Origin of the sequence: Pseudomonas peli, from assembly GCF_050563605.1 — a bacterium.
Taxonomy (GTDB): domain Bacteria; phylum Pseudomonadota; class Gammaproteobacteria; order Pseudomonadales; family Pseudomonadaceae; genus Aquipseudomonas; species Aquipseudomonas peli_A.
Genome location: NZ_JBNXUH010000009.1, coordinates 127165 through 149347 on the forward strand (window position 1 = coordinate 127165; position 22183 = coordinate 149347).

Sequence of the window (22183 nt, forward strand, 5' to 3'; positions counted from 1 at the left end):
GTCAGGCGCAGGGCCGCTGGCTAACTTAGTACGTCCGCACCTGCGCGCCCACGCACCGGTCGGAAAGCGCACACCCCAATCGACCGTTTTCCACCCGCAAGGAGCCTGCTGCATGCTAGCGCGCGCGTTACGCCCCATGGCCCACCTCAGCCTCGCCGCCGTTCTTACGGCCGTCGTCGCGCTCACTGGCTGCCAGTCATTTCTGAACAGCCGTTACAGCGACAGCGTGCACCCGGACCAGGGCATTGTCCGGGTCAAGGGCCTGGCGCAAAGCGTGGTGATCCGTCGCAATCCTTTGGGCATGCCGCTGATCGAAACCACCACCTTCCATGACGCGCTGTTCGCCCTGGGCTATGTACATGCCAGCGACCGTCTCAGCCAGATGGTAGGCCTGCGCCTGATGGCCGAGGGCCGACTGGCCGAAATGGCCGGCCCCGGCGTGCTGGAAATGGACCGTTTCATGCGCGCGGTCAATCTGAAGAAAAGCGCCGAGGTGCTCTATAGCAACTCCTCGCCGCGTATCAAACGCTTCTTCGAGGTGTATGCCCGCGGGGTCAACGCCTACCTGTTCCGCTACCGCGACAAACTGCCGATGGATCTGGCCGAGTCCGGCTATCGCCCGGCGTACTGGAAGGCCGAAGACTCGGTGCTGGTGTTCTGCCTGCTGAACTTCGGCCTGGCGGTGAATCTGCAGGAAGAAATCGCCTCTCTGGTGCTCGCACAAAAAGTCGGTAGCGAACAGCTGGCCTGGCTACTGCCAACCTACCCTGATGAGCCGTTGCCACTTGAAGAAGCTGCCAAACTCAAAGGCCTTGACCTCAAGGGCCAGCTGGCTGGCTTGAGCGATGTCAGCGCAGCCGTCAGTCAATTTGCCGATGCGCATATGCTCGGCGTGGCGGCGTCCAACAACTGGGCCTTTGCCCCGCAGCGCACACGCAGTGGCAAAAGCCTGCTGGCCAACGACACCCACCTGCCGCTGTCGATGCCCTCGGTGTGGAATTTCGTGCAAATTCGCTCACCCAAATACCAGGCAGCCGGCGTATCGATTGCTGGCGTACCGGCGGTGGTGGCCGGTTTCAACGGTAAACTGGGCTGGGGCATGACCATGGTCATGGGCGACAACCAGGACCTGTTCCTCGAGCAGGTCAAACGCCAAGGCGGTCGCCTGCATTACCTGGCCGACGGCAAATGGCTACCGGCACAGCAACGCCAGGAGACCTTCTTTATCAAAGGCCAGCGGCCAATCCGCGAAACCATTTTCGAAACCCGCCACGGCCCACTGTTGAATTCTGTGCTGGGCGAACGCAAGCACATGCTGCAACCCATGCAGCTGAGCAGCGGTTATGGCCTGGCGCTGAAAACCACACAGCTCGAAGCGGATAAAACCCTCGATGCCTTCTTCGACCTGTCGCGCGCCCAGTCGGTCGAGCAGGCCTTTGAAGCCACTCGCGAAGTACGCGCCATGCCGCTGAACATCGTGTTTGCCGATGCCCAGCATATCGGCTGGCAAGTCACCGGACGCTTCCCCAATCGCCGCGCGGGCCTGGGTCTGATGCCCTCCCCTGGCTGGGATAGCCAATATGAGTGGGACGGTTTTGCCGACCCAATGCTGCATCCCTACGATCAGGATCCGCCGGATGGCTGGCTGGGCACGGCCAACCACCGCACCGTACCGCGTGGCTATGGCATGCAGCTGTCCAACTCCTGGTTCTATCCGGAACGGGCCGAGCGCATCGCCGCTCTGGCAGCAACGGGCAGGCATGACACTCAAAGCATGATTGCCATGCAGTACGACCAGACCTCGCCTTTTGTTGCCAAGCTGCAGAATATGTTCCGCGCACCAGGCATGGCTGAGGGCCTGAAAGCGGCTATCGACGCCCTGCCGGCAGCCGAGCGCAGCAAAGCCGGCGAAGCGTACAGCCGACTGATGAAGTTCGACGGCAAAATGGCCGCCACCTCGGCAGACGCAGCGCTGTACAGCGCCTTCCTCTACCAGAGCGCACGGGAAACCTTCCTCGACGAATTGGGCCCGGACAGCACACCAGCCTGGAAGACTTTGGTCGAAACCGCCAACAGCTCCTACTCCGCCCAGGCGGACCACCTGCTGGGTCGTGAAGACAGTCCGTTCTGGAACGACACCCGCACCGCACAGCGTGAAGACAAACCCGCCATCCTCGCGCGCAGCCTAGCCGGCGCCGTCACCCTGCTGGAAAGCAAGCTGGGTAGCGAACGCAGTGCCTGGCAGTGGGGCAAGTTGCACACCTACAACTGGACCACCGAAACCAGCCAACTGGCGCAATACATGAGCTCCAGCCAACGCACCAGCATCAACGCCATCAAGGGTTATCTGGATCGCGGCCCCTATCCAGCAGGCGGCGATCACGGCACGCTGAACGTGGCAGCCTACAACTGGGGCGAGAACTTCGACACCTGGCTGATTCCGGCCATGCGCATCGTCGTCGACTTCGGCCGCGAAGAGCCACTGATCGGCCTCAACAGCTCCGGACAGTCCGGCAACCCGGCCAGCAAACACTACGCCGACGGCATCGATGCCTGGCTCAAGGGCAGTTATATGAGTTTCCCCTTCCAGTCGCAAAACCTCGACAAGGTGTATGGCAACAAGCGCCTACTGCTGATGCCAACTAAATGAGACGGTGCTGCGATTAACGACCGTTCGTCGGCAGCTGCTGAACCAATTCAGCGGCTGCCACTCTGAGTAAGCGGACTTACTCCATAGATCATCATCGTTTTAGGGCGCTTTTAGCGCCCTTTCTTTTGCCTGCGATTTAGTTCAACAGGCTGCGATCAAAGGTGAAGATTCCAGATGCCTGGGGCTTATGCGCCAATAGGTATTGAGGCCGCCCCATCTTCGGGTAGTTCTTCTCGCCGGTATCACTGATCCAGCCCTGCTGCTTCATCTTCTCCAGGCGCCCGCGCAGGGTAGTGTGCTGTACCGCCTGGCCCAGGCAGGCCTGAAACGCTGCCAGCGCCTCGGTCACGGTAAAGCACGGAGCCAGCAGATAGAGCGGCAGAGAGGTGTACACCGACTTGCCGGCCAGCCGCTCCAGCGCTTGCGCCACCAACTGCACATGGTCGAATGGCAGCGCAAAGCGCTCATCGAGCACCTGCGCCAGGCTGGCAAAGCACAGATCCTCACCCGGCAGCTCGGTATCGGCGGGCAACAGGGCCAGGTAGATGGTGCTCAGCGACCAGCCGCGCGGGTCGCGCAGCGCATTGCCCACCGTCGCCACCTGTTCCAGGTGCTGCGGCTGCACCCGTGCCTTTTCCTGCAACGCACGGGTCGCCGCGGCATCCAGGCTGAGGTCGGCACACCGGCCGTTGACCAGCACACCGGGCAACGCCCACTGCCCGGCGAACGGCGCCTGCGCACGACGAATCAGCAGCAGCTCCAGCTCGCCCGCCTCGCTCAGGCGCAGCGCGACGATATCCACACTGGCCAGCACTTCTGCAGAACCCATTACCCCTCCAATCCCTTCGACTTATTTCATCTTGACCAATAACCCGGCGAATTTCACTTGTTTCGGAGAAAAGCGCTTGACCACATATTACATCAGATGGAATATGTAGCCACGCAAACCAGCGGAAAGGAGTGTCAGCATGAAAATCGCCAGCTTCGACGTCGATGCACAAAAGGGCTTCACCCCGCTGTGCCCGAATGAGCTGCCGGTAGCCGGCGGCGAGCAGATCGCGCCTGCCCTGAATGAGCTGGCCAGCCGCGCCCACCTGCGCCTGGGCAGCAAGGACGCGCACAGCCCGCAAGCCGCCTGGATCGCACCGAGCCATGCGGAGATGCTCAAACCGCTGCCGCTGGCCAACGCCGATGTCAGCTGGGTCAGCCACTGCGTGCCGGGCACGCCCGGTTTCGAGTTGCTGGATGAGCTGCCACAGCCGCTGGACTACGACTACTTCGTGTGGAAAGGCGTGGAGCCGGACCTGCACCCCTACGGCGCGTGTTACCACGACCTGGCCGAGAAACGCAGCACGGGCGCCATCGAGTTTCTCCTGCACAATGGCGTGCAGCGCGTACTGGTCGGCGGCCTGGCCCTCGACTACTGCGTGAAGACCACCGCCCTGCAACTGCGCCGCGCCGGTTTTGACGTCGGCGTCTACCTGCCGGCCTGCCGCGCCATTACCGAAGCAACCGCGCAAACCGCCTGCAACGAGATGCGCGCAGCGGGTATCGAGCTGTACGCCAGCCTGGATGAGCTGGACGCGGCCCTCAATACGGACAAGAGGATCTGATCATGGGTGAAAGCGTATTTGCCGAGCGTATCGTGCAGAACCTGCTGGATACCGACTTCTACAAGCTGACCATGATGCAGGCGGTGCTGCACAACTACCCCAACGCCGAGGTGGAGTGGGAATTCCGCTGCCGCAATGCCGAGGACCTGACGCCCTACCTGGCGGAGATCCGCTACCAGATCGAGCGCCTGGCCGAGCTGAGCATGAGTGCCGACCAACTGGCCTTCCTCGAACGCATCCCGTTCATCAAGGCCGACTTCATCCGCTTTCTCAGCCTGTTCCGCTTCAACCTGCGCTACGTGCACACCAGCATCGAAGACGGCCAGCTGTGCATCCGTCTGCGCGGCCCCTGGCTGCACGTGATCCTCTACGAGATCCCGCTGCTGGCCATCGTTAGCGAGGTGCGCAACCGCTATCGCTACCGCGAGGTGGTGCTGGAGCAGGCCAGCGAGCGCCTGTACGAGAAACTCGACTGGCTCAAGGGCGAGGCCTCGGCCAGCGAACTGGCCAATTTCCAGATCGCCGACTTCGGCACCCGACGGCGCTTCTCCTACCGGGTGCAGGAGCAGATGGTGCACATCCTCAAGCGCGACTTCCCCGGACGCTTCGTCGGCACCAGCAACGTGCACCTGGCCCGCGAGTTCGACCTCAAGCCGATCGGCACCATGGCCCACGAATGGCTGATGGCCCACCAACAGCTCGGCCCAAGGCTGATCGACAGCCAGAGCGCCGCGCTGGACTGCTGGGTGCGCGAGTACCGCGGCCTGCTCGGCATCGCCCTGACCGACTGCATCACCATGGATGCTTTCTTGGCTGACTTCGACCTGTACTTCGCCAAGCTGTTCGACGGCCTGCGCCACGACTCCGGCGACCCGCTGCAGTGGGCGGAAAAAGCCATCGCCCACTACGAAAAGCTCGGCATCGACCCCAAGAGCAAGACCCTGGTGTTCTCCGATGGGCTCACCTTGGAGAAGTCACTGCGGCTCTACCGTGCACTTTGCGGGCGGATCAACGTAAGCTTCGGCATCGGCACCAACCTGACCTGCGACATTCCCCGGGTCGAACCGATGAATATCGTGATCAAGATGACCGCCTGCAATGGCCAGCCGGTCGCCAAAATCTCCGATGCGCCGGGCAAGACCCAATGCCGCGACGACAACTTCGTCAGCTACCTGAAACATGTTTTTCGCGTCAGCGACGCCAATTGAGGAACCCGAGATGAGCAATCGCCAAGCCGAGATCGCCGCAGCCCTAGATGTGGTACCGCCCTTCGCCGACGAAGCGGCGCTGGTGGCGCAGATCAACCAGCGCAAAACCTTTATCAAGAACTGCCTGAAGAACTCCGGGCTCAAGGTGCTGGTACTGGGCATCAGTGGCGGCGTTGACTCTCTGACCGCAGGTCGCTTAGCACAACTTTCGGTGGAAGAGTTGCGCAGTGAGACCGGCGACAACGCCTATCGCTTTATCGCCGTACGCCTACCGCATGGCACTCAGCACGATGAGCACGACGCCCAAGCCTCGCTGCAATTTATCCGCGCCGATGAAGAAGATACGGTGAATATCGCGGACAGCGTGCAAGGTCTCGGTGAGCAGGTTACCCACCTGCAGCAGCTGAGCGATGCCCGCCGCGACTTCGTCACCGGCAATATCAAGGCGCGCATTCGCATGGTCGCCCAGTTCGCCATCGCCAACGCCAACAACGGCCTGGTGATCGGCACCGACCATGCAGCAGAAGCTGTTATGGGCTTCTTCACCAAGTTCGGTGACGGCGCCTGCGACCTCGCCCCGCTGTCCGGCCTGGTCAAGGGTCAGGTACGCGCCATCGCCAAACACCTCGGCGCCCCGGAAAACCTGGTATTCAAGGTGCCGACGGCCGACTTGGAAGAACTGCGCCCCGGCAAACCGGACGAAGAAGCCCACGGTGTCAGCTACGCCGAAATCGACGCTTTCCTGCACGGCCAACCCGTGCGCGACGAGGCATACGCCATCATCGTGCGCACCTACGACAACACCCGGCACAAGCGCGAGCTGCCGTTAGTCCCTTAACAACTCGCCAAGGGCACAGGCGGCGCTTGATCTGGCACTAAAGGCCCACCCGGTTCAGTAGGCTGATCCGGCAGTACTGGCTCATCCGGGGTATCTGGTTCAGGCTGCCCCGGAATGCCGCCAGCAAATCTGACGACCCCAAGGGGCATGGATAGGGTGCTGCACAGTTGAGGCGTATGCATGTCGTTTAACTCCTTCGATCAGTAATGACACTGAGCATTAGAGCGCCATGCCCGAACAAGAATTCCCAAAATATTTAGCCTGGGCTGCAACCCACCTCGATTAAGCAGTTTAACGAGCACATAACGGGCAGACATGGCACACAAAGCATGATTGCCATGCAGTACAAGCAAACCTCGCCCTTGCCGCCAAGCTGCGGGATATGCTCAGCACACCGGGCATGGCCGCAAGCCTGCAAGCCGCCATCGACGCCCTGTCGACAGCAGAACGCAACAAAGTCCACGAAACGCACGGCCGACTGATGAAGTTCGACGGCAAAATAGCTGCCACCCCAGCAGGTGATCGGCACCGACCATGCCTCCGAGGCATATGCCACCACCGCGCGCACCTACGGCAACACCCGTCACAAACGCGAACTGCGCTAAGCACCTAAGCCGCGGGCTGACATGCCCGCGGCAGGCTACGCTTTTTTGAAGAACTGCTCAGCCACTCAAGCCAGGCAGGCCTAAGGGTACTTCAGGAAAGGAAAGCCATATGTCGCCGAACGCCACACCTGAGCAGATTATCACTCGCACCCTACTCGATACCCTGATCCGCGCAGGCTTGGTCGCCGCCCTGGTGGTCGCCTGCTTCCAGGTGTTCAGCCCGTTCCTCAGCCTGATGATCTGGGCACTGATCCTCGCCGTCACCCTCTATCCGCTGCACAACATGATCAAGGCGCACACCGGCCACAGCGATAGCCGCGCAGCCACGCTGCTCATATTGCTTGCCATTGCCATTCTATTGATCCCTGCCTACCTGCTCGGCACATCCCTGACAGAGTCGGTGGAAGTGGTCATCGCCAACGTCAAAGCGGACGGTGTGCATATCCCGCCACCGCCGGATGCGGTTGCCCAATGGCCGCTGATCGGCAAGTCACTGCATGGTTTCTGGGAACAAGCGGCTTCCGATCTAACCGGAGTCTTGCAACGCCTGGCACCGCAGCTCAAGGATGTGACGCTGGGCTTACTCGGCAAGCTCGCTGGAGTAGGCATCGGCATGCTGGTATTCATCGCTGCGTTGATGATTGCCGGCATCATCATGGCGTTTGGCAACACCGGCCACCGCAGTGCCCAACGCATTGCCGCACGGGTGATAGAGGCTGAGCGCAGCGACGCCCTGGTCGAGTTATGCACCGCGACCATCCGCGCCGTGGCTCAGGGGGTGATAGGCATTGCCTTTATCCAGATGCTGCTGATTGGTGCTGGCTTCATCTTCATGGGTGTTCCCGGTGCCGGCCTGCTGGCCTTGGCCGTACTGCTACTGGGGATCATGCAGCTGCCGGCCACGCTGATCACCCTGCCAGTAATCGCCTTCGTGTTCTTCAGCGAAGGAGCCTCCCTAGCAACCATCATCTTCGCCATCTACGTCTTCGTCGCCGGCCTCGCCGACAACGTGCTCAAGCCGCTGCTACTGGGGCGCGGTGTGGATGTGCCAATGCCCGTGGTGCTGATTGGCGCGCTGGGCGGGATGGTAAGCGGCGGCATCATCGGCCTGTTTATCGGCCCGGTGCTCCTGGCGGTGGGCTACAAACTGTTCTGGCAGTGGGTCGACACGCCACAGGCCAACAGGGCGACCAGCCCGCAGGATGACGAATAAACATCGGCGCGCCTAAAAGCTACCAAGGAGAAGCCATGTTCCTGAGCCTGATGATCGGTCTGCCGCTGATACTGCTGTGCCTGCTTCTACAAACCGTGATGGTTGCCCTCAGCCTGCGCCGCTATGCCGAGTACCGGCGTAGCCTCAGCCAACCCTCGCTGGGCAGTACCATCTTGATTCTGAGTCTGGTGATGCTATTGCTTCTGGTGGGCAACTTTGTGCAGATGGCCATCTGGGCTGTGCTGTTTATCGCCCTTGACGAATTCCAGAGCTTTTCCCAAGCGCTGTACTTCTCCGGCGTGACCTTCACTACCGTTGGCTACGGCGACCTTGTGCTTTCAACCCCACGGCAACTGCTCAGCCCGATAGAAGCGGCCAACGGCATCCTGATGTTCGGCGTATCCACCGCAGTAATGACTACGGCCCTCGGCGACGTGGTCAAGCACTACACCCAACATCAGAAAAGTTCGCAGGCATAATCTGCACAGAACAGCCAGAAAGAACGTGTATCAGTGACTGACTTACCTGAGGCAAAAATAGAAAAAGCCGGGCAATGCCCGGCTTTTTCTATGGATCGACTGAAGTGACTCAGGCCCTAGGCAGGGTCACACCCAGCTGGCCCTGATACTTGCCACCGCGATCTTTGTAAGACACTTCGCAGGCCTCATCGGACTGCAGGAACAGCATCTGTGCCACGCCTTCGTTGGCATAGATCTTCGCCGGCAAGGTGGTGGTGTTGGAAAACTCCAGGGTCACGTGGCCTTCCCACTCCGGTTCCAACGGGGTGACGTTAACGATAATGCCGCAGCGCGCGTAGGTGCTCTTGCCCAGGCAGATGGTCAGCACATCGCGGGGAATGCGGAAAAATTCCACAGTGCGCGCCAGGGCGAAGGAGTTCGGAGGAATAATGCAAACATCGCTTTTCACATCGACAAAGCTCTTCTCGTCGAAGTTCTTCGGGTCGACAGTTGCCGAGTTGATGTTGGTGAACACCTTGAACTCATCGGCGCAGCGTACATCGTAGCCGTAGCTGGAAACGCCGTAGGAAATCAGTGGCTGTGCGCCCTCGGCACGTACTTGACGCTCAACGAAGGGCTCGATCATGCCGTGCTCTTGAGCCATGCGGCGAATCCACTTATCCGATTTGATGCTCATGGCGTCTGTCCTGCTATAGCGAAGGGTGAAAAGTGCACGCATCTTACCGGGGCCAGCGACTGGGTTCAAAGGCTCTTGAACCAGCGCGGCGCGCAAAACGGCAAACAGTCTGTCTGTCGCTAAATAACAGAAAGATGCACAGAGCATTCGCGCTTAGCGTTAAAAGCGAGTATGGTTGTTTCACTGTGCTGCATGTGTCACCGCGAATCGCTACTTGATGCCTAGATTTCGATCCAAACATCGTCCGACTCCTAGTACTCGTTGCACTCAGTCCCGGCCTGGGCTTTTCCAGGGCTGTTAATAAATTTGTTAGGAGACATAACATGTCGAATCGTCAGAATGGCACCGTCAAGTGGTTCAACGATGAAAAAGGCTACGGCTTCATCACCCCACAGTCCGGTGACGACCTCTTCGTACACTTCAAAGCTATCCAGAGCGATGGCTTCAAGAGCCTGAAAGAAGGCCAAGCAGTGACTTTCGTCGCTACCCGTGGTCAGAAAGGCATGCAAGCTGAGGAAGTTCAGGTTGTATAACCTGCACTAACCTCGCTTGATAAAAAGCCCCGCCTAGTGCGGGGCTTTTTTATGGGCGCTTATTTATCTGCGCGCACGATGTGGCGCACGTGCGTGCGCCACTACCGGATCAGTCTTCGCTAATCACTATGGTTGGCATTGCCTGCTGCGCACCACCCTGAGCAATCCGCGCACCGACGTTGCGTGCAGTTTCCTGATAGATCATCGCAATCTGGCTTTCCGGATCGGCAATGGTAGTTGGCTTACCGCCATCGGATTGCATGCGGATGGCCATCGACAGCGGCAAGGACGCCAGCAGATCGACGCCAAACTGCGCCGCCAGCTTCTCGCCACCGCCTTCACCAAACAGATGCTCGGCATGCCCGCAGTTTGAGCAGATATGCACGGCCATGTTTTCCACCACACCGAGCACCGGGATATTCACTTTGCGAAACATCTCCACGCCCTTCTTGGCATCCAGCAGGGCCAGATCCTGTGGCGTGGTGACGATCACCGCACCCGCCACCGGCACCTTCTGCGCCAGGGTCAGCTGGATATCGCCGGTACCTGGCGGCATATCGACCACCAGATAATCCAGGTCATCCCAGGCAGTCTGGGTGATCAACTGTAGCAGCGCGCCAGAAACCATCGGCCCGCGCCAGACCACTGGAGTGTTCTCATCGGTGAGAAAGGCCATGGACATCACCTCCACACCGTGGGCCTTGAGCGGCACAAACCACTTCTGGTCTTTCACCTGCGGCCGAGTGCCTTCCGGAATACCGAACATGATGCCCTGGCTCGGCCCGTAGATATCGGCATCGAGAATGCCGACCTTAGCGCCTTCGCGAGCCAAGGCCAGTGCCAGATTGGCTGCCGTAGTGGACTTGCCCACCCCGCCCTTGCCAGACGCCACGGCGATCACGTTTTTCACATTGGCCAGCGCCGGCACCTGATCCTGAGCCTTGTGTGCTTCGATCACACAGTCAATCTGCACCTGAGCACGCTCGACGCCGTCGAGGTTTTCCAGAGCCATTTGCAGCATCTGCGCCCAGCCGCTCTTGAACAGCCCGGCCGCGTAACCCAGCTGCAAACGCACCTTGACCTGCCCACCCTGGATATCCACCTCACGCAGGCAACCAGCGCTGACCGGGTCCTGATTCAGGTGCGGATCGGTGTATTGGGACAGGGCGGCTTCGACCGCTGCGCGGGTAACGACACTCATGGAAGGCTCCGAAAGGCTGAGTAAAGCAGGCAGGCATCTTACCCCAGGCTAACTCCATAGGCGCGCACCGGCAGGCATTGCCCGTGCAAGGATGAAAAATATCCGCTGCCCCTATATAGTTGCCGGCTTCCCTGAGTTACCAGTGCAGCCGATCCCATGAGCCAAGCCCGCAAGATTCTCGTCACCAGCGCCCTGCCCTACGCCAACGGTTCGATCCACCTTGGCCATATGCTCGAGTACATCCAGACCGACATGTGGGTGCGTTTCCAGAAGCTGCGCGGCAACCAGGCCATCTACGTCTGCGCCGACGACGCGCATGGCTCGGCGATCATGTTGCGCGCCGAGAAGGAAGGCATCACCCCGGAACAACTGATCGCCAATGTGCAGGCCGAACACACCGCCGACTTTGCCGATTTCGGGGTCAATTTCGATAACTACCATTCGACCCACTCGGACGAAAACCGCGAACTGTCGGCGGCTATCTACCTGAAGCTGCGCGACGCCGGGCATATCGCCACCCGCTCGGTAACCCAGTACTTCGACCCCGAGAAGGGCATGTTCCTCGCCGACCGCTTTATCAAAGGCACCTGCCCCAAGTGCGCGGCCGAAGACCAGTACGGCGATAACTGCGAAAAATGCGGCGCCACCTACGAGCCCACCGAGCTGAAGAACCCGCGTTCGGCCATCTCCGGCGCGGTGCCTGAACTGCGCGACTCCAAGCACTTCTTCTTCAAGCTGCCGGACTTCGAGGCCATGCTGAAGAGCTGGACCCGTGGCGGCGCGTTGCAGGATGCAGTAGCCAACAAGATCGCCGAATGGCTGGATTCCGGCCTGCAGGAATGGGATATCAGCCGCGATGCGCCCTACTTCGGCTTCGAAATCCCCGACGAGCCGGGCAAATACTTCTACGTCTGGCTGGACGCGCCGATCGGCTATATGGCCAGTTTCAAGAATCTTTGCACCAAGCGCCCGGAGCTGGACTTCGACGCATTCTGGAACAAGGACTCAACCGCCGAGCTGTACCACTTTATCGGCAAGGACATCGTCAACTTCCACGCCCTGTTCTGGCCGGCCATGCTCGAAGGCGCCGGCCTGCGCAAGCCAACCGCAGTGGCCGTACACGGCTACCTGACAGTCAACGGACAGAAGATGTCCAAGTCACGCGGCACCTTTATCAAGGCGCGCACCTACCTGGATCACCTGAACCCGGAATACCTGCGCTACTACTACGCGGCCAAGCTGGGCCGTGGCGTGGATGACCTCGATCTGAACCTGGAAGACTTCGTACAGAAGGTCAACTCGGACCTGGTCGGCAAGGTTGTGAATATCGCCAGCCGTTGCGCCGGTTTTATCCACAAAGGCAACAACGGTCTGCTGGTGGCTGGCAATGCCGCACCCGAGCTAACTGAAGCCTTCCAGGCTGCCGCACCGAGCATCGCCGAAGCCTACGAGGCCCGCGATTTCGCCCGCGCCATGCGCGAGATCATGGCCCTGGCCGACCGCGCCAACGCCTGGATCGCCGACAAAGCACCCTGGTCCCTGGCCAAACAGGACGGCAAGCAGGACGAAGTGCAGGCCATCTGCGCCCTGGGCGTGAACCTGTTCCGCCAGTTGGTGATCTTCCTGAAACCAGTGCTGCCGCAGCTGGCCAGCGACGCCGAGGCCTTCCTCAATGTCGCGCCGTTGACCTGGGACGACCACCAGACGCTGCTGGCCAACCACCAACTGAACCCGTTCAGCGCCCTGCTGACCCGTATTGAGCCTGCGAAAATCGACGCCATGATCGAAGCCTCCAAAGAAGACCTGGCCGCCAGCGAAGCCGCTCCAGCAGCCGCTGGCAACGGTGAGCTGACGAAAGACCCACTGGCCGCCGAAATCGCCTTCGACGCCTTTGCTGCGGTCGACCTGCGTATCGCCCTGATCGAGAAGTGCGAGTTCGTTGAAGGTGCCGACAAGCTGCTGCGCCTGACTCTGGATATCGGCGACGCCAAGCGCAACGTGTTCAGCGGCATCAAGAGCGCTTACCCGGACCCGAGCAAACTGGAAGGCCGCCTGACCCTGTACGTAGCCAACCTGGCCGCGCGCAAGATGAAGTTCGGCATCAGCGAAGGCATGGTCCTGGCGGCGGGTCCTGGCGGCGAGGAAATCTACCTGCTCAGCCCAGACAGCGGTGCCAAACCAGGCCAGCGGGTCAAATAAACCTGCGACCCAATAGCGCAGCCACTCTGATCAGGCTGCGCTAGCCTTATGGCAGCACCTCAGGAAGGCTGATCCGGCTTGTATGGCAGGATCGGCTTACCGATAATAGCCACCCCTTTCCTGCGGCCTTTGCCCGTCCATTCACGGAACCTGCAATGACCGAACTCGCCTTGATCATGGTCAGCGCCATCCTGGTCAACAACTTCGTGTTGGTCCAGTTCCTTGGCCTGTGTCCCTTTATGGGCGTCTCGAAGAAAATCGAGACGGCTATCGGCCTGTCGCTGGCCACCACCTTCGTGCTGACCCTGGCTGCCATGTGCAGCTACCTGGTGCAGCAGTACGTGCTCAAGCCGCTGGATATCGAATACCTGCGCACCATCAGTTTTATTCTGGTGATTGCCGTGGTGGTGCAGTTCACCGAAATGGTGGTGAACAAGACCAGCCCGCTGCTGTACCGCGTGCTCGGCATCTTCCTGCCGCTGATCACCACTAACTGCATCGTTCTGGGCGTGGCCCTGCTCAACGCCAACAAGGCCGAATTCACCTTTATCACCGCCACCGCCAACGGCTTTGCTGCCGGCCTCGGCTTCTCCCTGGTACTGGTGCTGTTCGCCGCCATGCGTGAGCGTATCGCCATCGCCGATGTACCAAAGTCCTTCCAGGGCGCGGCCATCGGCATGATCACCGCCGGGTTGATGTCTCTGGCGTTTATGGGCTTTACCGGGCTGATCAAGCTATGAGCCTGGTGCTGATCGCCGTTCTCGCCCTGCTCGCCCTGTGCCTGGTGGCCGGCGCCATCCTCGGTTTCGCGGCCGTGCGTTTCAAGGTCGAAGGCAACCCGATTGCCGAGCAGATCAACGCCCTGTTACCACAAACCCAATGTGGCCAGTGCGGCTATCCGGGCTGCAAACCCTACGCCGAAGCGATTGCCGGCGGCGACAAGATCAACAAGTGCCCCCCCGGCGGCGAAGCCACCATCCAGGCTCTGGCTGACCTGCTCGACGTTGAAGCCGAGCCGCTCGACGCGGTGGAAGGCGAAAAACCGCAGATGGTCGCCTATATCCGCGAGGCCGAGTGCATCGGTTGCACCAAATGCATCCAGGCCTGCCCGGTGGATGCCATCGTCGGCGCGGCCAAACAGATGCACACAGTGATCGTCAGCGAATGCACCGGCTGCGACCTGTGCGTCGAACCCTGCCCGGTGGACTGCATCGACATGATCGAAGTGGGCAGCACCGTGCAAAGCTGGAAATGGGAAAAACCCCTGCTGCCCGGCCAACTGATTGCCAGTGACCGGGAGCAAGCGGCATGAGCGCATTGCACAAAGCTGAAGCACTGATCTGGGATATCCCCGGCGGCATTCACCCAGCCGAGCGCAAGGAGCTGTCCAACCGCACGCCAATCCAGCCGGCACCGCTACCCAAGCGCCTGACGCTGCCGCTCAACCAGCATATCGGCGCGCCCGCAGAGCCCGTGGTAACCGTGGGTGAGCGCGTACTGAAAGGCCAGCTGATCGCCGCTGCCACAGGTTTTGTCAGCGTACCCGTGCACGCGCCGACCTCCGGCACCGTGAGCTTTATCGGCCCACAGCCTTACCCGCATGTATCCGGCATGCTCGCCCCGGCCATCGTGATCGACAGCGATGGGCTGGAGGAATGGATCGAGCTGACCCCACAAGCTGACTATCGTCATCTTGAAAACAGCGCCCTGGTTGAGCTGGTTCGCCAGGCGGGCATCAGCGGTCTCGGCGGTGCGGGCTTTCCCACGGCGGTGAAGCTCAACGCGCGGCCGACGCAGAAGATCCACACGCTGATCATCAACGGCACCGAGTGCGAGCCCTATATCAGCGCCGATGATCTGCTGATGCGCGAGCGCGCCAGTGAGCTGATCAGCGGCATCGACATTCTGGTGCAGCTGATCCAGCCGGATCAGGTGCTGATCGGTATCGAAGACAACAAGCCCGAAGCCATCGCCGCCGTTCGCCATGCACTGGCCGAGCGCAGCTATCAGCTCAAGGTATTCCCCACCAAGTACCCGTCCGGTGGCGAAAAGCAGCTAATCCAGATTCTTACTGGCGTGGAAGTGCCGAGCGGCGGCCTGCCGGCGGATATCGGCATGCTCTGCCAGAACGTCGGCACCTGCGTGGCCATTCATAACGCGGTGATCCACGGCAAACCGCTGATTTCGCGCATCACCACCCTCACCGGCGAAGCCCTGGCGCAACCGACGAACGTCGAGGTGCTGCTCGGTACCCCGGTGGGTGAGTTGCTGGAGTTTGCCGGCCTCGACCGCAGCAAGCTGAATCGCTTGATCATGGGCGGCCCGATGATGGGCTTTACCCTGCCCGACTTTGCCGTGCCGGTGATCAAGACTACCAACTGCCTGCTGGCCTCGACCACCGACGAGCTGCCGCCACCGCCACCGGCCATGCCGTGCATCCGCTGTGGCGAGTGTGCCGAAGCCTGTCCGGCCAGCCTGCTGCCGCAGCAACTGCACTTCTTCGCCATCGGCCAGGAGCATGAACAGCTCAAGGCGCATAACCTGTTCGACTGCATCGAGTGCGGCGCCTGCGCCTATGTTTGCCCGTCGAGCATCCCCCTGGTGCAGTACTACCGCGCCGCCAAGGGCGAGATTCGCGACCTGGAGCAGAAGCAGCTCAAGGCAGAACAGTCGAAACAGCGCTTCGAGCTGCGCCAGGAACGCCTGCGCCGCGCCGAAGAACAAAAGGAAGCCGAACGCCAGGCCCGTGCCGCTAAAGCAGCCCAAGCCAAGGCCGCTCAAGCCCAAGCTGCACCAGCGGCGGCTAGCAGTGATACAGCAGCGGCCAAACCGGCCGGGCTGAGTGATGAACAGAAGAAACTCAAGATCGAAGCCAGCATGGCCCAAGTCGCCCTGAAAAAAGCCGAAAAGCAGCTGGCAACCCACGCCAGTCCCGAGTTGCAGGCCCAGGTTGACGAACTGCGCAGCGCAGCAGCCATCGCCCAGCAAGCGCTCGACAGCGCCATGGCCGCCAACCCGCCTGCCCCGGCCGCAGCGCCAGCAGCCGACGATGGCGCATTGAAAAAGGCCAAAATCGACGCCGCCATGCTCCGCGCCCAGGTGCGCAAGCTGGAAAAGCTCGAAGCGCCAAGCGACGAGCAGCAAAGCGAACTGCAACAACTGCGCAGCCAGCTGGAAGCCGCCGAAAAACTGCTGGCCAGCCTGGAAGCCCAGGCGCCAGCACCAACCGCCAAACCGGCTACCGACGATGGCGCATTGAAAAAGGCCAAGATCGACGCTGCCATGCTCCGCGCCCAGGTGCGCAAGCTGGAAAAGCTCGAAGCGCCAAGCGACGAGCAGCAAAGCGAACTGCAACAACTGCGCAGCCAGCTGGAAGCCGCCGAAAAACTGCTGGCCAGCCTGGAAGCCCAGGCGCCAGCACCAACCGCCAAACCGGCTACCGACGATGGCGCATTGAAAAAGGCCAAGATCGACGCTGCCATGCTGCGTGCCCAAGTGCGCAAGCTGGAAAAACTTGAAGCGCCAAGCGACGAGCAGCAAAGCGAATTACAGCAACTGCGCAGCCAGCTGAAAGCTGCCGAAAAACTGCTGGCCAGCCTGGAAGCCCAGGCACCGACCGCTCCCGTAAAAGCGCCTGATGCAGAAGCCCCCGACCCGCTGAAAAAAGCCAAGATCGAATTGGCGATGAAACGTGCCGAACTGAAAAAAGCCGAGAAAGCTGGCAGCGATGAAGCCGCGCTTGGCAGCCTACGCGAAGCATTGGCGGCCGCCGAGCAGGCGCTGCACCAGGCCGAGGATGCATCTGGCAAGCCCGCGCCAGAGCTGGTACGCACCGACAAGAAGCCAATCGACGAAACCACCCGCGCCTTGAAAACCGAAGTGGCCTTTGCCCGCGCCGATCTGCGCAAACTCGAACGCGACACCGACAGCCCAGCCGACGCCCTGGCCGCCGCACGCCAGCGCCTGGCGGATGCTGAAAGCCAATTACAGGAGCACGCAGGCAGCTGATAACAGCTCTGCGTAGCCAACCCAAGCAACAACCGGAGCGCCAATGGCCCTGCCCCGCATCACATCGCCCCACGCCAAGGGCAGCAATCGCACCCAGCAAGTTATGCTGCAGGTGCTGCTGGCTACGGTGCCAGGCATTCTCGCCCTGACCTGGCTGTTCGGCGCCGGCACACTGATCAACCTGCTGTGGGCCAGCGCCTGCGCCCTGGGGGTTGAAGCAGCCATCCTGGCGCTACGCAAGCGCCCGGTGCTGTTCTTCCTCAAGGACTACAGCGTATTGGTCACCGCTGTGCTGTTGGCCCTGGCGCTGCCGCCCTACTCGCCCTGGTGGCTGACGCTGGTGGCCACCGGCTTTGCCGTGCTGCTCGGCAAGCAGCTGTATGGCGGCCTCGGGCAGAACCCGTTCAACCCGGCCATGCTCGGCTATGTGGTGGTGCTGATTTCCTTCCCGGTGGAGATGACCAGCTGGCCAGCGCCACATACGGTCGGCCTGCTTGAAGGCCTGCAACAGATTCTCGGCATCGCCAGCCTGCCTGACGGCTGGGCCCAGGCCACTGCGCTGGACGCACTGAAGGTCAATAAGAGCCTGACCATCGACGAGCTGTGGGCACAGAACCCAGCGTTCGGCTACCTCGGCGGCGCCGCTACTGAGGCGGTCAATCTGGCCTTCCTCGCCGGCGGCCTGTATCTGCTGCACAAGCGCCTGTTCACCTGGCATGCACCGGTGGGCATGCTCGCAGCACTGGCCGTGATGAGCCTGCTGTTCTGGAACGGCTCAGGCTCGGACTCCAACGGCTCGCCGCTGTTTCACCTGCTGACCGGCGCGACGATGCTCGGCGCCTTCTTTATCGTCACCGACCCGGTCAGCGGCGCCACCAGCAACCTCGGCCGGCTGATTTTCGGCATAGGCGTTGGCGTGTTGGTCTATGTGATTCGCGCCTGGGGCGGTTACCCGGACGGCGTCGCCTTCGCTGTGTTGCTGATGAACCTGGCAGCACCGACCATCGACTACTACACGCGGCCGCGCACCTACGGCCACCGTAAGCCGACACGCGGCTTCAAGTTGGGAGAGTAACCGTGGCCCTGCCTGAAATTAGCCGCTCGATGCTGAAGAACGCCCTGGTGCTCGGGCTGTTTGCCATCGCCACCGTGGGCCTGGTGGCCGTGCTGCAACAAGCCACTGCCGAGCGCATCGCCAACGCCGAGCGCGAAGCTCAGGTGCGCGCCCTGAGCGAAATTCTGCCCCAGGACAGCTACGACAACCACCTGCTGGATAACAGCATCCAGCTGCACGATCCGCTGCTCGGCAGTAAATCGCCGCAGACCGCCTATATCGCCCTGAAAGACGGCAAACCCAGCGCGGTGATCCTGCGCGCCACCGCGCCGGACGGCTACAGCGGCGCAATCCATTTGCTGATCGGTATCCATGCAGATGGTCGCCTGGCCGGCGTGCGCGTCCTCGGCCATCGGGAAACCCCGGGCCTGGGTGACAAGATCGAGCTGGCCAAGAGCGCCTGGATTCGTAGCTTCGACGGCAAGTCATTGAGCAATCCCGGCGAGGATGGCTGGGCGGTGAAGAAAGATCGCGGCGAATTCGACCAGTTTGCCGGCGCCACCATCACCCCGCGCGCGGTGGTCAAGGCCGTGCATAAGGCCCTGCAGTATTTCGATGCCAATCAAGAGCAGCTGTTCGCAGCCCAGGTGAAGTCCAATGGCTAGTCCCAGCTACCGCGAAATCACCCTTAACGGCCTCTGGAAGAACAACCCGGCGCTGGTGCAGCTGCTCGGCCTCTGCCCGCTGCTCGGAGTAAGCAACTCGGCGGTCAACGCCCTCGGCCTGGCGCTGGCTAGCGCCGTGGTGCTGGTGTGCTCCAACACCGCGGTGTCGCTGGTGCGCGGCGTGGTCAACACGGCGGTGCGGCTGCCGGCCTTTGTGATGATCATCGCCGCCCTGACCACCTGCATCGAACTGCTGATGCAGGCCTTCACCTACGAGCTGTACCAGATTCTCGGCATCTTTATCCCGCTGATCACCACCAACTGCGTGATCCTCGGCCGCGCCGATGGCTTCGCCGCGAAGAACGACCCGGCCCGCGCCGCCTATGACGGCCTGGTGATGGGCCTGGGCTTTGGCGTGGTGCTGGTGATGATCGGCGCCCTGCGCGAGCTGTTCGGCACCGGCGCGGTGTTCGCCAATATGCATTTGCTGTTCGGCCCCATCGCCGCCAACTGGCAGCTGACGCTGATCCCCGAGTACAAGGGCTTCCTGCTGGCTATTCTGCCGCCTGGCGCCTTTATCGTGCTGGGCCTGCTGATCGCCTGCAAAAACCGCGTGGACGAAGTGCTGGCCGAGCGAGCCAAGGCGCAACAGGTTGATACCCCGGTGCAAAGCCGCCGCGTGCGGGTGACCGGAGTAATCGAGTGAACGCCGCCAAGCGCTACGAGATCTTCCGCCGTCTGCATGAGGACAACCCCGAGCCGAAGACCGAGCTGGCCTACAGCTCGCCGTTCGAACTTTTGGTAGCGGTCACCCTGTCCGCCCAGGCCACCGACGTCAGCGTCAACAAGGCCACCGCCAAGCTATTCCCGGTCGCCAATACCCCGGAGGCAATCTACGCCCTGGGCGTGGATGGGCTGAGCGGATATATCAAGACCATCGGCCTGTACAACAGCAAGGCAAAGAACGTCATTGAGGCCTGCCGCCTGCTGATCGAAAAGCACAACAGCCAGGTGCCGGACAACCGCGAAGACCTCGAAGCCCTGCCCGGGGTCGGGCGCAAAACCGCCAACGTGGTGCTCAATACCGCGTTTCGCCAGTTGGCCATGGCGGTGGACACGCATATTTTCCGTGTCAGCAACCGCACCGGCATCGCTCCCGGCAAGAACGTGCTGGAAGTGGAAAAGAAACTGATGAAGTTTGTGCCCAAGGAATTTCTTCTCGATTCACACCACTGGCTGATCCTGCATGGCCGCTATGTGTGCCAGGCGCGCAAGCCACGCTGTGGCAGCTGCCGCATCGAAGACCTGTGCGAATACAAACAGAAAACCTCCGACGATTGAGCCGCTATTCAGCCGCTCAATAAGGCGATTGAAAAAATCTTTTTTACCCGCCCAGGTTTTGCCGCTATAAGGTGCGCAAATGGCCCTAGTAGCCTGGAGTGGATTTGATGAGCACTGATAAAGAAGAACTTGAGCTCGACGAAGATTTTGTTGCCGAAGAAGCGGATGACGCCGAAGCACCAGTAGAGGTTGCCAAAACCAACCTGACCAAGCGCCGCATCATCGACAACTTCCTCGAAGAGCGCCGCCTGCACAAGCAATTGGCCGAATACGACTTCGACCTCTAACGCCGCCCGCAATAAAAAGCCCCGCTACACTGCGGGGCTTTTTAGTTGCTCAGCCAACAGCCTGCAAGCTGCGTCGTGAACACTTGTTGGCATACATCGCAGCATCCGCCTGAGTCAGCAACTGCTCCAGGCTTTGATCAGCCTGCAACGACGACTCCGCCGTACCCACGCTTAACGACAATGGCCGCCCCGTGCGCTGACGGAAGGTCTGCAAGGCTTTGTCCAACCGCGTCAGCACCTCTTCACTGGTGCTGTAATGACTGGCCAGCACCACGAACTCGTCGCCGCCAATCCGCGCCACCACATCGGTGGTGCGAAACAACGATTTGAGCAAATCGGCGGCGTCGACCAACATGCCATCGCCGGCAGCATGGCCGAAACGGTCGTTGGCCAACTTCAGGTAGTCCAGATCGACATACAGCAGCAGGCTGCGCCCCCGCCGCCTGCGCGCAACTTGCAGCTCGCGCTCAGCCAACAGCAGGAAGCCCCGGCGGTTGTACAAACCGGTCAGTTCGTCGGTCAGCGACATCTGTCGCACCAACTGCTCGGCGCGCAGACGCTCAGCCACCTCGTCCTGCAGCAGCTGGTTGGCCTGCGCCAGTTGCGCCGTGCGCTCCTCGACCCGGCGCTCCAGTTCGGCATACACCTGAACATTCTCCAGGGCCACCGAGGTCGCATCGGCCAGAGCTTGTAGCATCTCGACCTGATCGGCCGTGGCGCGGTACTGGCTGGCCCAATAGGTGCCAATTGCGCCGATAGGCTCCAGGGTGCGGATCGGCACCATGACCAGGCTTTTGACGAAGGTCGGTCGATAGGCGGCGTGGGGAATTCGATCATCCAGGTAGATGTCTTCGATCACCGTCGCCTGCCGGTTGAGCATGGCCCAACCGCTGATACAGGCTTGCAGGGGAAAACGCTGACCTTTCCATAACGGACAGATGGCATCTTCATCACGGTAAAAACACTGCTCGCCATCACGCAAGACAAAGGTGGCGCCATCGGCTCCCACCAGTTCACGCGCGGCGTAGCGCACCACTTCGGCAACAGCATCCATATCCCTTGCCATGGACAACTCCTGCACGGCCCGAATCAGCCGCTTTGCATAGTTTCCGCTGGTCATGGAACACCTCGTCTGGCCGGGTAGATTGGCCATTCGCTTTGTAAGCCATTACTTACAAAGATAGCAGCTATCAATCGGCACGCGAAGGCGACAGCAGCTCAATTTTGTAACCGTCGGGATCTTCGACAAACGCCAGAATACTGGTGCCATGCTTCATCGGGCCCGGCTCGCGGGTGATTTTGCCACCACGGGCGCGAATGTCTTCGCAGGCTTTGTAGACATCGGCTACTTCCAGAGCGATATGGCCGTAACCCGTGCCCAGCTCGTAGCTCTCCACGCCCCAGTTATGGGTCAGCTCGATCACGCTGTTGTGCGCCTCATCGCCGTAACCGACGAACGCCAGGGTGAACTGCCCTTCTGGGTAGTCTTTGCGGCGTAGCAGGGTCATGCCCAGCACTTCGGTGTAGAACGCGATGGATTTATCCATATCGCCGACGCGCAGCATGGTATGCAGCAGTCTCATCAGGTGTCTCCTCATCGTTGCCCATCTTGC

Annotated in this window: 21 protein-coding genes; 16 read left to right on the forward strand and 5 right to left on the reverse strand. The window is 61.0% G+C overall.

Features of this window, described 5'->3' with window-relative positions:
* Positions 1-136 precede the first annotated feature (136 nt).
* Complete coding sequence (locus ACQ4LH_RS13060; RefSeq protein WP_430697653.1) at positions 137-2650, forward strand: penicillin acylase family protein; 2514 nt, start codon at positions 137-139, stop codon at positions 2648-2650.
* A gap of 136 nt (positions 2651-2786) precedes the next feature.
* Here the strand turns inward: ACQ4LH_RS13060 and ACQ4LH_RS13065 are convergent, their stop codons facing one another.
* On the reverse strand, positions 2787-3479 hold the full coding sequence (locus tag ACQ4LH_RS13065; protein ID WP_430697549.1) for an NUDIX domain-containing protein: 693 nt from the start codon (positions 3477-3479) through the stop codon (positions 2787-2789).
* A gap of 139 nt (positions 3480-3618) precedes the next feature.
* Here ACQ4LH_RS13065 and ACQ4LH_RS13070 point away from each other — a divergent pair, with 139 nt between their 5' ends.
* The 5 genes from ACQ4LH_RS13070 (at position 3619) to ACQ4LH_RS13090 (ending at position 8606) form a co-directional block, all read left to right on the forward strand.
* Complete coding sequence (locus tag ACQ4LH_RS13070; protein WP_430697550.1) at positions 3619-4263, forward strand: nicotinamidase; 645 nt, start codon at positions 3619-3621, stop codon at positions 4261-4263.
* A gap of 2 nt (positions 4264-4265) precedes the next feature.
* Complete coding sequence (gene pncB / locus ACQ4LH_RS13075; RefSeq protein WP_430697551.1) at positions 4266-5471, forward strand: nicotinate phosphoribosyltransferase; 1206 nt, start codon at positions 4266-4268, stop codon at positions 5469-5471.
* Positions 5472-5481: 10 nt separating this feature from the next.
* Positions 5482-6309: an ammonia-dependent NAD(+) synthetase gene (nadE, locus tag ACQ4LH_RS13080; protein WP_430697552.1), complete on the forward strand. Its 828-nt coding sequence runs from the start codon at positions 5482-5484 to the stop codon at positions 6307-6309.
* Between the two features lie 714 nt (positions 6310-7023).
* On the forward strand, positions 7024-8127 hold the full coding sequence (locus tag ACQ4LH_RS13085) for an AI-2E family transporter (RefSeq protein WP_430697553.1): 1104 nt from the start codon (positions 7024-7026) through the stop codon (positions 8125-8127).
* Positions 8128-8162: 35 nt separating this feature from the next.
* Positions 8163-8606 (forward strand): potassium channel family protein, encoded by a 444-nt coding sequence (locus ACQ4LH_RS13090; RefSeq protein WP_430697554.1) that lies wholly within the window; start codon positions 8163-8165, stop codon positions 8604-8606.
* A gap of 109 nt (positions 8607-8715) precedes the next feature.
* Here ACQ4LH_RS13090 and dcd read toward each other — a convergent pair whose 3' ends face one another.
* Positions 8716-9282: a dCTP deaminase gene (gene dcd, locus ACQ4LH_RS13095; RefSeq protein WP_090384763.1), complete on the reverse strand. Its 567-nt coding sequence runs from the start codon at positions 9280-9282 to the stop codon at positions 8716-8718.
* A 323-nt stretch (positions 9283-9605) separates the two neighbouring features.
* Here dcd and ACQ4LH_RS13100 point away from each other — a divergent pair, with 323 nt between their 5' ends.
* On the forward strand, positions 9606-9815 hold the full coding sequence (locus tag ACQ4LH_RS13100) for a cold-shock protein (protein ID WP_090242762.1): 210 nt from the start codon (positions 9606-9608) through the stop codon (positions 9813-9815).
* A 109-nt stretch (positions 9816-9924) separates the two neighbouring features.
* Here the strand turns inward: ACQ4LH_RS13100 and apbC are convergent, their stop codons facing one another.
* A complete protein-coding gene (gene apbC / locus ACQ4LH_RS13105; RefSeq protein ID WP_430697555.1) occupies positions 9925-11016 on the reverse strand; it encodes an iron-sulfur cluster carrier protein ApbC in 1092 nt (363 codons plus the stop codon).
* Between the two features lie 156 nt (positions 11017-11172).
* Between apbC and metG the strand changes: the two genes are divergently transcribed.
* From metG to ACQ4LH_RS13150, 9 genes are all read left to right on the forward strand, one after another.
* Complete coding sequence (gene metG, locus ACQ4LH_RS13110; RefSeq protein WP_430697556.1) at positions 11173-13215, forward strand: methionine--tRNA ligase; 2043 nt, start codon at positions 11173-11175, stop codon at positions 13213-13215.
* A gap of 155 nt (positions 13216-13370) precedes the next feature.
* Positions 13371-13955 (forward strand): electron transport complex subunit RsxA, encoded by a 585-nt coding sequence (gene rsxA / locus ACQ4LH_RS13115; protein ID WP_090252381.1) that lies wholly within the window; start codon positions 13371-13373, stop codon positions 13953-13955.
* Positions 13952-14527 (forward strand): electron transport complex subunit RsxB, encoded by a 576-nt coding sequence (gene rsxB, locus ACQ4LH_RS13120; protein WP_430697557.1) that lies wholly within the window; start codon positions 13952-13954, stop codon positions 14525-14527. Before rsxA ends, rsxB begins: the two co-directional genes overlap by 4 nt.
* Positions 14524-17223 carry an electron transport complex subunit RsxC gene (gene rsxC, locus ACQ4LH_RS13125; protein WP_430697558.1) on the forward strand — a complete coding sequence of 900 codons (2700 nt, stop codon included), beginning with the start codon at positions 14524-14526 and terminating at the stop codon, positions 17221-17223. Before rsxB ends, rsxC begins: the two co-directional genes overlap by 4 nt.
* 43 nt (positions 17224-17266) lie before the next feature.
* Positions 17267-18298, forward strand: a complete 1032-nt coding sequence (locus ACQ4LH_RS13130) for an RnfABCDGE type electron transport complex subunit D (RefSeq protein ID WP_430697559.1) — start codon at positions 17267-17269, stop codon at positions 18296-18298.
* A gap of 29 nt (positions 18299-18327) precedes the next feature.
* Positions 18328-18942: an electron transport complex subunit RsxG gene (rsxG, locus tag ACQ4LH_RS13135; RefSeq protein ID WP_430697654.1), complete on the forward strand. Its 615-nt coding sequence runs from the start codon at positions 18328-18330 to the stop codon at positions 18940-18942.
* Positions 18935-19648, forward strand: a complete 714-nt coding sequence (locus ACQ4LH_RS13140; protein ID WP_430697560.1) for an electron transport complex subunit E — start codon at positions 18935-18937, stop codon at positions 19646-19648. Before rsxG ends, ACQ4LH_RS13140 begins: the two co-directional genes overlap by 8 nt.
* Positions 19645-20283 (forward strand): endonuclease III, encoded by a 639-nt coding sequence (gene nth, locus ACQ4LH_RS13145; protein ID WP_430697561.1) that lies wholly within the window; start codon positions 19645-19647, stop codon positions 20281-20283. Before ACQ4LH_RS13140 ends, nth begins: the two co-directional genes overlap by 4 nt.
* Positions 20284-20390: 107 nt before the next feature.
* Entirely contained in the window at positions 20391-20570 is a 180-nt protein-coding gene (locus tag ACQ4LH_RS13150; protein ID WP_090252365.1) for a PA3496 family putative envelope integrity protein, read from the forward strand.
* Positions 20571-20619: 49 nt separating this feature from the next.
* Here ACQ4LH_RS13150 and ACQ4LH_RS13155 read toward each other — a convergent pair whose 3' ends face one another.
* Both ACQ4LH_RS13155 and gloA read right to left on the reverse strand, forming a co-directional pair.
* Positions 20620-21636 (reverse strand): GGDEF domain-containing protein, encoded by a 1017-nt coding sequence (locus ACQ4LH_RS13155; RefSeq protein WP_430697563.1) that lies wholly within the window; start codon positions 21634-21636, stop codon positions 20620-20622.
* A gap of 124 nt (positions 21637-21760) precedes the next feature.
* On the reverse strand, positions 21761-22153 hold the full coding sequence (gene gloA, locus ACQ4LH_RS13160; protein WP_397493827.1) for a lactoylglutathione lyase: 393 nt from the start codon (positions 22151-22153) through the stop codon (positions 21761-21763).
* Positions 22154-22183: the final 30 nt, after the last annotated feature.

Coding starts and splice junctions, on each gene's coding strand:
- ACQ4LH_RS13060 (WP_430697653.1), top strand. CDS start 137: ATGGCCCACCTCAGCCTCGCCGCCGTTCTTACGGCCGTCGTCGCGCTC.
- ACQ4LH_RS13065 (WP_430697549.1), bottom strand. CDS start 3,479: ATGGGTTCTGCAGAAGTGCTGGCCAGTGTGGATATCGTCGCGCTGCGC.
- ACQ4LH_RS13070 (WP_430697550.1), top strand. CDS start 3,619: ATGAAAATCGCCAGCTTCGACGTCGATGCACAAAAGGGCTTCACCCCG.
- pncB (WP_430697551.1), top strand. CDS start 4,266: ATGGGTGAAAGCGTATTTGCCGAGCGTATCGTGCAGAACCTGCTGGAT.
- nadE (WP_430697552.1), top strand. CDS start 5,482: ATGAGCAATCGCCAAGCCGAGATCGCCGCAGCCCTAGATGTGGTACCG.
- ACQ4LH_RS13085 (WP_430697553.1), top strand. CDS start 7,024: ATGTCGCCGAACGCCACACCTGAGCAGATTATCACTCGCACCCTACTC.
- ACQ4LH_RS13090 (WP_430697554.1), top strand. CDS start 8,163: ATGTTCCTGAGCCTGATGATCGGTCTGCCGCTGATACTGCTGTGCCTG.
- dcd (WP_090384763.1), bottom strand. CDS start 9,282: ATGAGCATCAAATCGGATAAGTGGATTCGCCGCATGGCTCAAGAGCAC.
- ACQ4LH_RS13100 (WP_090242762.1), top strand. CDS start 9,606: ATGTCGAATCGTCAGAATGGCACCGTCAAGTGGTTCAACGATGAAAAA.
- apbC (WP_430697555.1), bottom strand. CDS start 11,016: ATGAGTGTCGTTACCCGCGCAGCGGTCGAAGCCGCCCTGTCCCAATAC.
- metG (WP_430697556.1), top strand. CDS start 11,173: ATGAGCCAAGCCCGCAAGATTCTCGTCACCAGCGCCCTGCCCTACGCC.
- rsxA (WP_090252381.1), top strand. CDS start 13,371: ATGACCGAACTCGCCTTGATCATGGTCAGCGCCATCCTGGTCAACAAC.
- rsxB (WP_430697557.1), top strand. CDS start 13,952: ATGAGCCTGGTGCTGATCGCCGTTCTCGCCCTGCTCGCCCTGTGCCTG.
- rsxC (WP_430697558.1), top strand. CDS start 14,524: ATGAGCGCATTGCACAAAGCTGAAGCACTGATCTGGGATATCCCCGGC.
- ACQ4LH_RS13130 (WP_430697559.1), top strand. CDS start 17,267: ATGGCCCTGCCCCGCATCACATCGCCCCACGCCAAGGGCAGCAATCGC.
- rsxG (WP_430697654.1), top strand. CDS start 18,328: ATGCTGAAGAACGCCCTGGTGCTCGGGCTGTTTGCCATCGCCACCGTG.
- ACQ4LH_RS13140 (WP_430697560.1), top strand. CDS start 18,935: ATGGCTAGTCCCAGCTACCGCGAAATCACCCTTAACGGCCTCTGGAAG.
- ACQ4LH_RS13150 (WP_090252365.1), top strand. CDS start 20,391: ATGAGCACTGATAAAGAAGAACTTGAGCTCGACGAAGATTTTGTTGCC.
- ACQ4LH_RS13155 (WP_430697563.1), bottom strand. CDS start 21,636: ATGGCAAGGGATATGGATGCTGTTGCCGAAGTGGTGCGCTACGCCGCG.
- gloA (WP_397493827.1), bottom strand. CDS start 22,153: ATGAGACTGCTGCATACCATGCTGCGCGTCGGCGATATGGATAAATCC.